Source organism: Mesorhizobium sp. M0159, from assembly GCF_040322295.1.
Taxonomy (GTDB): Bacteria; Pseudomonadota; Alphaproteobacteria; order Rhizobiales; family Rhizobiaceae; genus Mesorhizobium.
Window position 1 is genome coordinate 82490 of the sequence record NZ_JAMYTF010000028.1, and the last position, 6463, is coordinate 88952.

Here is a 6463-nt window from a genome sequence, read left to right on the forward strand (position 1 = left end):
CTTGCCCGGCGACAACCGGATTGATCGCATGCAGTTCCTCGCGGAAGCTCAAATACCAAGCTTTTGTCCGGCATTAGATCTGGATGGTTGAACACATTCATAGTCTAGGTTCGGGGAGACGGTGATTTTCGCTGCGTATGAGACGTACTGAACTCGGCGGAGTCCAATCCTGCCTCCAACAGCCGGTTGCGCGTCGAGCACCTCGAGGATCATGCTTCGCCGACGAGGTGGCCGAAAGGCTCCTGGCTCATGCGATCCGATAGAGAGCGGAAGCTGTCGGGTTCATGCTACGCCCCTTCTTCTAAGCCCAACGCGAGCATGCCCTGCCCCGAACCGAAGTAAGCGACGCAGGCCCCGCCGCTTCGGTCTCGATTCAAAGGGCGGTTGCGCCTCGGCCGCCGCAGCGCCGTTCCAGCCGGCTCATGCTGTCCACGGTGACACGGCGGTTGTTCTCGATCCGAATCACGCCGTCCATTCTCAGGCTGGTCAGCTGACGGCTCACGGTCTCGTTTGTAATTCCAAGGAAATCAGAGATGTCGGCACGCGTCATCGGCAGCTCGAAGCACGTCGACCTGGCCGCCGGGTTAACACTGGAATCGATGTTCCGGGCGATCATGAGGAGAAAGCTCGCCACCTTCTCCGGTGCGGTCTTGCGCCCCAGAGTAACCATCCATTCGCGTGCCTCGTCGAGTTCGTTCAGCGTCTGCTTGAGCAGGCGATGCACAAATTCCGGTGATTCCTTCATCATCCGTTCGATGGCCGCTCTCGGAAACGAGCACAGCGAGACAGCTGTTGCCGCTTCCGCATTGATCGCGCTTTTCACCTTGAAGGGCCGTCCCAGAAAATCCGGCGCGAACTGGAGGCCGACGATCTGCTGGCGGCCGTCCGAAAGGCTCTTCGTCAGCTTCACCACGCCTGAAAGCACGTTTGAATAGCTGTCGACCGCCTCGGCGTCGCCGATCAGTTCGACCCCCGGCTCGATTTTGTGCCGCGACGAAGTCTTGGCTAGCCGAGCCAAATGGTCTGGTTCGAGCGCACCACAGACACCGCGGTGCCGTGCCTCGCAAGACAGGCAAAGAACGGGAATGCCGGAACTGTGAATATCCTGCCGTAATGTCATTCGATCGCTCTACCGGTCCAGTGCAGGCAGGATAGCAATCGACGGTAGAAAAATCCTTGCGGCAGTTTGTCCGTGCTGAAGGTTGATCGAAATCAGGGCTTAGGCTCATCCAAGCATCCACAGTTCCGGCGACGCAAACACGGTGGACCACGACATGCGACCGGAGCCAGCTGCCAGACTTGGCGAGAATGTCCCGCGCTATACCAGTTATCCGACCGCGCCGCATTTCCATACGGGGGTCGATGCTGTCGTCTACCGCGGCTGGTTGGAGGCGCTCGAAGGCGGTGACGAGATATCGCTTTACCTGCATATTCCCTATTGCGACAGGCTCTGCTGGTTCTGCGCGTGCCATACCAAACAGACGCGCCACTATGAGCCGGTGGCCGCTTATCTGCGCTCGCTGTATGCGGAGATCGCGACGATTGGCGGCCTTGTCACCGGCAAGGGCCGAGTTCGCGCGGTTCATTTCGGCGGCGGTTCGCCGACGATGCTCAAACCGGAAGATGTCGTGGCGCTGGGAACCGTCCTGCGCAACAGCTTCACGTTTCTCCCCGGTGCAAAGATCAGCGTTGAGATCGAACCCAACGATATGGACGATGCCCGCCTCGATGCACTTGCCGAAATCGGCATGACGCGGGCGAGCCTCGGCGTGCAGGATTTCGATCCGAAAGTGCAAAAGGCCATCAACCGCGAGCAAAGCTTTTTGCAAACCAAGGCAGTCGTCGACCAAGTTCGTTCCCGCGGAGTGGATTCCGTGAACCTTGATCTGCTCTACGGCCTGCCGCATCAAACCAGGGAGAGCCTGTGTTCCACCGTGGCGCAGGCGCTCACCCTCGAACCGGACAGGATGGCGCTGTTCGGCTACGCTCACGTGCCCTGGTTCAAGAAACATCAGACGATGATCGACGAGACATGGCTCCCCGGTCCCACGGAGCGGTTCGCTCAATCGCGACTTGCCGCGCGAGCGATTGTGGACGAGGGCTATGAATCAATCGGGCTCGACCATTTCGCAAAGCCGGGCGACGCGTTGGCGGTAGCGGCCCGCGCGGGCGCTTTGCACCGCAATTTTCAGGGCTACACGGACGATCGCTGCGAGACATTGATCGGACTTGGCCCTTCGTCGATCAGCCGTTTTCGCCAGGGCTACGTGCAGAACATGCCTTCGACCGGCGAGTACGGCCGCGTGGTTGCAGACGGCAGGTTGGCGGCTGTGCGCGGCATCGTGTTCTCCGACGACGATCGCGTCCGGGGATGGATCATTGAACGGCTGATGTGCGATTTCGCCTTCTCGGCGGTCGATCTGGTGGAGAGCTTCGGGCAAGCCGGCCAAAGGCTCCTGCTTCAGGCAAGCTCCATCGCCCTTAAGGATCCTGCTCAACTGCTTGAATTGCAAGGCGACAGTTTCGTCGTGCCGGCGGCAAATCGCCCCTTCGTGAGGAGCATTGCGGTGAAGTTCGATAAATATTTTGAAAGTGGAAAGGCCAGGCACTCAGCGGCAGTCTGAGCACCGCACAGGAACGGTCATGGTTTTCAATCGATCGTGAACCGATTGCGCTACATTTTTGACTCTTCATAGGCGACCGTCGCGTCGAGATAGGATTTCTGATCGGACCAGATGCGAAGGCCTTTGGCATAGCGACGATGTCGTCCAGTCGTGCCTTCCATTTGTTGCGACCAGAGGGCTGCTTGCCACCTTTCTGCGGCGTGCCCAAGTGATGTTTGTTTTTATCGTCTGTTCGCGACGGTCTCACTCTGCCGCGGCCAGTCTCGCCAGGTGCCTGTTCGCGCTTCGCGACGACGGCAGGATCATTGATGACATCGGTCCTGCGCCCCGGGCTTGCTGCCTCGTTGTCTTCGATCATTCCTTCGGTAGCGCATAACGGACAACGCGCAACGTTTCCTCGTCTTCGAGGATCACTTCAAGAACCTGGTTCACAAGATCATCGTCGTCGAGCTCGATCAGCGCCATTTCGAAAAGTTCGATCTGCATGTCGAGATCCATGCCTGGCGGGCCGTTTAGGCAAACAAGCCCTGCGTGGATGGCAACATCTGCATACTGTCCCTTGGTGCCCGGATTATCCTTTGGCCCCCTAAAATCCACCGAGTTCTTGGTTACGAAGGTCCAGTCGCCTTCAAGAATGATCGGCTTCAGCTCCCAGTCCTTGAGCCCGGCGAGCCCCAGCCAGACAACGTGGCTGGTCTCGCAATGACCCTTCCCATGCGCAAATTTTGCAAGCTCGGGGGTGAGACATTCATCGATCAGGAACTTCATCCCGCCTTCCTAAGACGCGGAACACGGCGATCGGAAGTGATGACGGAGCCTTTTGGAAGGTCTCCAGTACGAGGACGCCCTCGCAGGGGGTTCGCCTCTGCATAAATCGCCGCGAGCCGTACCTTCTCCGTGTCAAGGCTGGGGTAGGCCCCAAGAATGCGCTCAACCGAATGACCGACAGTGACGGATGCCGCGACATCATACACTGGGACGCGAGTGTTACGGATAACGGGCGTGCCGCTGAGCACGTCATCCGACGACGTGACCATCTCGCGAGCCGCCTCGAGATCGGACAGACGTTCACTCGTGCTCTTCAGGAACGGCATCAGATCGATCGTTAGAAAGTCGTCACGCACGGTCCAGTCCTCGCGCAGCAGTGCCGCCCAAGCGAGCGAGCGCGAGCGTGTTAGCTTGGGCTCAACCGTCCTGATCGCAAACAGTCGTTCTTCCGAGGTTAGACGCTTTGCGGTCTCGAAGTAGAAGCTGATGAAGGAGCAGGCTCCAGCCAGGACGTGCCGGCCGTTGTCAACCGATACGAAGGCATCGGGCAGGATGCGTTCATCGATTGCGCGATTGACATCTCGCAGGCTTACACGCGAGACCACGGCGGCTTCGGTTGCCTTCAGCATTTCGGCTACAGCTGCCATGGTCGCTCCTAAATAAATCTTCCGACGCATCGGAGATATATAATGAGAGCCTGCCTTTTTCAATGCCTGATGGCGATTTTGACCTTCACAACTTGGCCGAGCCTCTAAGCTGGCTTTCTTTTTTTGCCGTCCAGCCGCCTCCAAAGTCACTGCAACACGGGCTTGAATTCCCCGGTTCTCGAAAAGGCGGCCAGGTCGGCATCATCCCCTTAGCAGCCGTACATCCAGTTCAATCGGCCGGAACGAACGGCTGCCATTGCCCCAGATATCCGCCGACCGAAGCCATCCCTTTCAGGCAGCGAACGGACTCCCCTCCATTGCAAGACCTCACTCGGGAGACCTGGGGCAAGCTCCTGGCAACCTACTGAGCGAAAAATAACGTCCCGCCTCAGGCGGCGGCTGCTGTGGCCCGCCTGAACAGGATAGTTACTCTCGTGCCCTCATTCGGGCTGGAGTTCACGTCGAATTGCGCGTTGCGTTTTCGATCAGCGAGCGCGCAATCAACGCGCCGAGCTTGCCGTGCTTGGGCCATGTCTCGCCTTCTGGCAGGCCGATACCGTCATCGGCGACGACCACCCGGCAGCCTTCACCCTCAACGATGCTGTGCAGGGTGATCGTGCCTCCCTCGCGTCCTTGAAAAGCATGCTTTAGTGCATTGGTCAGCAGTTCGTTCACTACCAGTCCGGCGGGCATGGCGACATTGATCGAAACTGGGTAGGTGTCCACGCTCATGTCGAGCCGGATGCCCTCTGTAGTATGCGCGGTCATGACTCCCGATGCGATTTGACTGAGATAGACGCCGAGATCAACCTCGTCCTTTGGTTCGTCACCGGAAAGTTCTTGGTAGAGCATCGCCAAGGCATCTACACGTCCTGCTAGGCGCTCGAAACGCTTTTTGGTCCGGCTCTACCGCATTGCGAGTTTCGATTCGGATCAGGGCGGTGATCATCTGCAAATTGTTCTTGACCCGGTGCTGGAGTTCGCGCAACTGAACGTCTTTTTCGCGGATGCGCTCCTCGGTCTTGCGGCTGTCAGTCTGGTTGTAATCGACACTCCCGACAACTCGGCCAGTCTGACCTGGTCGATTCCGAGCAGCGCCCGCGCCGCGCGCATCTGTGCGGAAGTGATCAAGGCAGCATCCCTCGTCTGGCCACATAAAGCGGCACTAAACGTTATAGTCACGTCTCCTTCATGGGTGCGTCTCAAGAAGTAGCGATCTTCTGACTCGCCTTGCCCAATGGGGAGTGAACGTATCCGATGATCAAATTTTGTCCGATAGCGCGACCTGAAGTCTCCATCTCTTTCATAAGCACACGCAATTCGGCTGGAGGAGCGAGACAGAAGCTTCGAAAACCTTCCAAGAACCCCAGCAGTTCCGGAGTACGCGAATTGCGGAGCTCTATTGCTGCCGATGTCAGCGGACGGTTCCTTTACGGCGGCTTCGTGCCCTGCCCGCAATGCCTGAGCGGCGTTCGCGCGAGCAGGCCAGCCGCAACCGCCCTTCGAAACGCCGCCGACTTGATCCTCCGCCACCAAAGCGCCGAGGGTCCGCTCGCGAGGGCCTTTGCCGATCGAACTTCATCCGGGTCGCCCACCGCGCGCGACGACGAGCGTTGCCATTGCGTTGCTGAGCAGATTCGTGAACGCACGGCATTCGAACATGAAGTGGTCGACGCCAAGGATCAGCGTCATGCCGACGAAAGGGGCGGTCGGGACGACAAAGAGCGTTGCAGCCAAGGTGACGAATCCAGTACTGGTAATGCGATCTGCTCCTTTCGAAGGGAGCATGGCGAAAAAAAGCAGCAGCACCTGATCGCCGATTGACAGATCGGTGTTCGTCGCCTGCGCGATGAAGAGGGCCGCCAGGGTCATGTAGATATTCGTGCCGTCCAGATTGAACGAATATCCGGCCGGGATGACGAGACCCACAACCGAACGCCTGGCGCCCGCCTTCTCCATCTTCTCCATGAGCGAGGGAAGCGCGGCCTCCGAGGAGGACGTTGCGAGCACAAGCAGCAGCTCTTCCTTGATGTAGCGAATGAGAGAACAGATCGAAAAGCCGTTGTAGCGGCAGACCGCGCCGAGAACCCCGAACACGAAGAGGAAGGCGGTGAAATAGAACGTCGCGACCAGCATCGCGAGATTGACGACCGAACCGATGCCATATTTGCCGATGGTGAAGGCCATTGCGCCGAAAGCGCCGATCGGCGCGGCCTTCATCAGAATGCCGACGAGCTTGAAGACAGGCGCGATGAGCGCCTGAAGGAAGCAAACGATAGGCTTGCCCGTCTCTCCGGCCATCGCGAGCGCCATGCCGAACAGAACCGAGAAGAACAGCCCCTGCAGGATGTCGCCTTCCGCGAAGGCACCGACAATCGTTGGCGGGATGATGTTCATCAGGAAGCCGGTGACCGACTGCTCGTG

4 protein-coding genes and 3 pseudogenes are annotated in these 6463 nt (G+C 58.7%); 1 reads left to right on the plus strand and 6 read right to left on the minus strand.

The window, feature by feature from the left end:
- Positions 1-373: 373 nt before the first annotated feature.
- Positions 374-1120, minus strand: coding sequence for a Crp/Fnr family transcriptional regulator (locus NKJ32_RS23795; RefSeq protein WP_352642203.1), 747 nt, complete (start codon positions 1118-1120; stop codon positions 374-376).
- A 154-nt stretch (positions 1121-1274) separates the two neighbouring features.
- Here NKJ32_RS23795 and hemN point away from each other — a divergent pair, with 154 nt between their 5' ends.
- Positions 1275-2624 carry an oxygen-independent coproporphyrinogen III oxidase gene (gene hemN / locus NKJ32_RS23800; RefSeq protein WP_352642202.1) on the plus strand — a complete coding sequence of 450 codons (1350 nt, stop codon included), beginning with the start codon at positions 1275-1277 and terminating at the stop codon, positions 2622-2624.
- Positions 2625-2978: 354 nt separating this feature from the next.
- Here the strand turns inward: hemN and NKJ32_RS23805 are convergent, their stop codons facing one another.
- From NKJ32_RS23805 to NKJ32_RS23825, 5 genes and pseudogenes are all read right to left on the minus strand, one after another.
- Positions 2979-3392, minus strand: coding sequence for a DUF5615 family PIN-like protein (locus NKJ32_RS23805; protein WP_352642200.1), 414 nt, complete (start codon positions 3390-3392; stop codon positions 2979-2981).
- On the minus strand, positions 3389-4039 hold the full coding sequence (locus NKJ32_RS23810; protein ID WP_352549603.1) for a DUF433 domain-containing protein: 651 nt from the start codon (positions 4037-4039) through the stop codon (positions 3389-3391). Before NKJ32_RS23810 ends, NKJ32_RS23805 begins: the two co-directional genes overlap by 4 nt.
- A 388-nt stretch (positions 4040-4427) precedes the next feature.
- Positions 4428-5105, minus strand: a pseudogene (locus NKJ32_RS23815) (sensor histidine kinase); the annotation flags it as partial.
- A pseudogene (locus NKJ32_RS23820) lies at positions 5078-5170 on the minus strand (helix-turn-helix domain-containing protein); the annotation flags it as partial. The pseudogenes NKJ32_RS23820 and NKJ32_RS23815, both read right to left, overlap by 28 nt.
- Positions 5171-5635: 465 nt before the next feature.
- A pseudogene (locus NKJ32_RS23825) lies at positions 5636-6463 on the minus strand (cation:dicarboxylate symporter family transporter); the annotation flags it as partial.